At 71.8% G+C, this 3,896-nt stretch carries 4 protein-coding genes; 1 reads left to right on the top strand and 3 read right to left on the bottom strand.

Features of this window, described 5'->3' with window-relative positions:
- Window positions 1-412, top strand: a 412-nt coding sequence (locus G3I40_RS30005; RefSeq protein ID WP_164305774.1) for a phosphotransferase, incomplete at its 5' end; no start/stop codon positions are given.
- Between the two features lie 55 nt (window positions 413-467).
- Here G3I40_RS30005 and G3I40_RS30000 read toward each other — a convergent pair.
- From G3I40_RS30000 to G3I40_RS29990, 3 genes are all read right to left on the bottom strand, one after another.
- Complete coding sequence (locus tag G3I40_RS30000) at window positions 468-1,223, bottom strand: 3'-5' exonuclease (protein WP_164305773.1); 756 nt, start codon at window positions 1,221-1,223, stop codon at window positions 468-470.
- A 101-nt stretch (window positions 1,224-1,324) separates the two neighbouring features.
- Window positions 1,325-2,593, bottom strand: a complete 1,269-nt coding sequence (locus G3I40_RS29995; RefSeq protein ID WP_164305772.1) for an SAV2148 family HEPN domain-containing protein — start codon at window positions 2,591-2,593, stop codon at window positions 1,325-1,327.
- 115 nt (window positions 2,594-2,708) lie between these two features.
- A partial coding sequence (locus tag G3I40_RS29990) for a copper amine oxidase (RefSeq protein WP_164305771.1) occupies window positions 2,709-3,896 on the bottom strand: 1,188 nt, incomplete at its 5' end.

Raw genomic sequence — 3,896 nt, 5'->3', positions numbered from 1 at the left:
GCGCCGCGACGGCTTCGCGGCGGCCGCCGCCGCGCTGAGCCCGCATCTGGCCCCCGGGCCGATCCACGGCGACGCGCTGCCCCGCAACGTGCACATCGGGCCCGAGGGCCCCGTGCTCGTCGACCTGGAGACGTTCTCGTCGGACCTGCGGGAGCACGATCTGGTGGTGATGGCGCTGTCACGGGACCGGTACGGGTTGCCCGAGGCGGCCTATGACGGGTTCGTCGCCGCGTACGGGTGGGACGTGCGGGAGTGGGACGGATGCGGGGTGCTGCGCGGGGCGCGGGAGACGGCGTCCTGCGCGTGGGTCGCGCAGCACGCTCCCAGCAACCCGAAGGCGCTGGTGGAGTTCGAGCGGCGGGTGGCGTCCTTGCGGGACGGGGACGACGGGGTGCGGTGGTACCCGTTCTGAACCCCCGGCGTGCCCGCCTGGTCTCCCGGGGGCCGGGCGCCGGGCCCTGCGGTCCTCAGTCCCCGGCCGGACGGGCCGGGGAGGAGCCGGACGTGGCGGCCGGGGTCAGGTCCCTCATCGGCCACGCCGGGTCCACCACCGCGGTGGCGTCCCCCTTCTTGCGCAGGAAACCCTGGAAGTCCGCCGCCCACTGCGCGTACCACTCCACCTGTCGGCGGTGGAGCTCCGCGACGCCGAGCGAGGCCACCTTCGCGTGGCGGGCGCCTATCGCACCGGCCAGCAGCGCCGCGGCCAGCGCGTCCGCCGAGGCGTCGTGCGCGGCGTCGAGCGTGACGCCGTACTCGGTGCAGACCGCCTCCAGGTTGCGCTTGCCGCGGCGGTAGCGGTCGACGGTGCGGTCGATCGTGTACGGGTCGATCACCGGGGCGGGGGCGACGCCGCCGAGGCGCTCGCTCAGCGAGGGCAGGCCGTGTCTGGCCAGTTCGGCGGAGAGCAGGGTCAGGTCGAACGCCGCGTTGTACGCGACCACCGGGACGCCCGTACGCCAGTACGCCACGAGGACTTCGGCGAGGGCGTCGGCGACCCGGTCGGCCGGATCGCCCTCGGACGCCGCCCGCTCGGTGCTGATCCCGTGCACGGCGACCGCCTCGTCCGGGATCGGGACGCCGGGGTCGGCGAGCCACTGCCGGTGGCCGAGGACCGCGCCGTCCCTGACCTCTATGACCGCGCCGGTGACGATGCGCGCCTCGCGCGGATCGGTGCCTGTCGTCTCCAGGTCGAAGCCGACCATCAGCTCCCGGTGCCAGCTCATGGCAGCCCCCTTCTCGTGGTGCGTTCCCCCAGTGACCACCACCTTCGCATGCGCCACTGACAATCCGTCCGGCGCCCGCGCACGGCGGTCGCAGCGGCCCGTTACGACACCGGGCGGGCGTCCGCCCAGGCCTGCTCGAACTCGTCCCTGTATGTCACGAAGAGCCCGTTCTCCCCGGTGTCCGCGGAGGCGCTCGCCCGGACGACGCGGCCGCCGCCGCGCAGCACCAGGACCGGCGCCTCCATCCCGCGCGCCCGGCGCAGATACGACTGGACGACCCCGACCCCGTCGGACCCGTCGCCGTCGACGAGGTAGGCGCTGAAGCGCGGCGTCTCGTCGAAGACCTGGATCTCGAACGCGCCGGGGTCGCGCAGCCGGGCCCGCACACGCCGCATGTGCAGGATGTTCATCTCCACCGAGCGGCTCAACTCGCCCCGTTTGAGCCCGAGTTCCCTTTCGCGGCGTTTGACCGCGCTGGACGCCGGGTTCAGGAAGAGGAGCCGCACCCGGCAGCCCGACTCGGCCAGGCGCATCAGGCGGCGGCCGGAGAAGTTCTGGACGAGGAGGTTCAGGCCTATGCCGATCGCATCCAGACGGCGCGCGCCGCCGAAGAGGTCCTCCGCCGGGAGCTGGCGCAGCAGCCGCACCCGGTCCGAGTGGACGCCCACGACGTCGGCGTACCGGTCGCCGACCAGGTCCTCGACGGCGTCGATGGGCAGCCGGCGGGCCGAGGGCACGTCGGAGCCCGCGCCGAGCACCTCCAGGAGGCGGGCGGAGGCGCGCTCGGCCTGGGCGAGGACCGCCTCGGACAGGGCGCGGTTGCGGGAGACCACGTTGCGGGTGACCTCCAGCTCGTCCAGGGCGAGTTCGACGTCGCGCCGGTCGTCGACGTACGGCTCGAAGCACGGCCAGTGCTGGACCATCAGCTCGCGCAGCTGCGGGAGGGTCAGGAACGACAGGACGTTGTCGTCGGCCGGGTCGAGGAGGTAGCCCTTGCGGCGGCTGACCTCGCGCACGGCGACGGCCCGCTGCACCCACTCCTGCCCGGCGGGCCCGGCGGCGGCGACCACCCAGTCGTCGCCGTGCACGGGCTCGTAGACGGGGCGGAGCACGGCCGCGACGACGGCGCGCAGCCGCTGCTCCACCAAGTTCAGCCAGATGTAGGCCCGGCCCGCTCGTTGCGCGCGCGTACGGACCTCGCGCCAGGCGTCGGCGCCCCAGTCCAGTTCGGGTCCGATCTGCGATCCCACGTCCATGGGCCGAGCCAGTGACACCGCACCGGGCGGGAGGTCCGCGGACGCCGCCCCCGGACCCTCCTGACCCTCGTGACCGTCGTCACCAGGGGGCAGCTCAAGACCTCCCGAGCTCACCCGCTCCGCACCGCCTTCCGCTCCCCCGAGCCATGTCGGGCACTCCCCCAGCAACGATCAAGGAAGGGTACTCCGGGAGCGGTCGGCGGTGCAGCCCGATGGAGTGGAGAGTTTCTCAACTCCCGTTTCTGGGAACGCCGTTCTGGTCCGCCAGATCGGCGGGAGTGAGCGGATTCATAGCGGTCACGTCCCTGGGGGCCAGGGAGAAGCCCTGCCAGTGGAGCGGCATCGGCTGCTGGTCCTCATCGCGGGCGATGTGGTGGAACCCGACGTTGACCCAGGTGATCGGGTGGCTGAGCGTCTGACCGGTGACCCACTTGTCCACACTTGTTCCGCCGCAGTTCGCCGCGGGGTTGTCACTCGCGTACTGCTCGCACTTCTTGTACTCGGTGAAGTACACGTCGTGCTTGGTGAACGAGCGCCCCGGGAACTTGGTGGAGCGGCCGGGCACGAACTCGTAGGACCTGGGGTGCCCGTCCTTGTTCTTGCCGGCGCTGGAGACCACGCGCCACCACCGCATGTCCTTCTCGTCACCGGCGAGTTCCTTGGTGACGGGGGTCCGGGTGGTCTTCGTGGTGGGCGATCCGCCGCCGCTCGGCGGGGTCACCTTGGAGTCGTACTGCTCGACCTTGCTCTTGTTCGAGCCGTCCAGGCCGAAGTTGAGTCGCCAGAAGACGTTGTGGCTGTGGCTCTCGGCGTAGGCGGTGGCTCCCTTGCCGATGGGCCAGCCCTTGCCGTCGGTGCCCTTGTAGTCGTACGGGGAGAGGCTGCCGGTGGCGCCCACGTTCGACGTGATGGTGCCGTCGGAGGAGAAGCGCCACTCGGTGATGTACTCGTACCAGGACGCCTTGTTGACCGTGTAGACGAGCAGGTCCTTGCCCTGGGCGCTGTAGAGCTTGCCGCTGCCGCCGGTCGAGTAGTCGTCGTTGAGCCGGTACGCGTGCCCGCGTGCACGCGTGGTCGTGCACAGCCCCTGCACGTTGCCCACGTCGGGGACCTTGACGGTCTTGATGGTGCCGCCGGGGCACTCGCCCGGCTTGAGCTTCTGCAGCGCCTGGCCGAAGTCGGTGCCCGTGATGTCGTCGTACTCGTTCTCCCCGTCGTCGTAGGGGACATGGACCTGCGCGAGGCGGGCACTGGTGAGGACGCGGATCGGCTTCGGCTCGCTCTTGGGCTGGTAGCTGACGTCGTCCAGGACGAGGCCGGAGAGGGTGTTGTAGTGCCAGCACATGCGCCAGGTGGTGCCGCCGTCGAGGGTCTGCTCGATCTGGTACGCGGCCGAGCAGGCGGGCGCGGCGGCCGC

It is taken from the genome of Streptomyces sp. SID14478 (genome assembly GCF_010548525.1).
Lineage (GTDB): Bacteria > Actinomycetota > Actinomycetes > Streptomycetales > Streptomycetaceae > Streptomyces.
Note: the sequence above shows the minus strand (reverse complement) of the source record. Positions and strands in the feature narration are given on the sequence as shown.

Bases quoted from the DNA above. Each gene is read 5' to 3' on its own strand.
- G3I40_RS30000 (WP_164305773.1), bottom strand. From the start codon at position 1,223: ATGAGCTGGCACCGGGAGCTGATGGTCGGCTTCGACCTGGAGACGACA.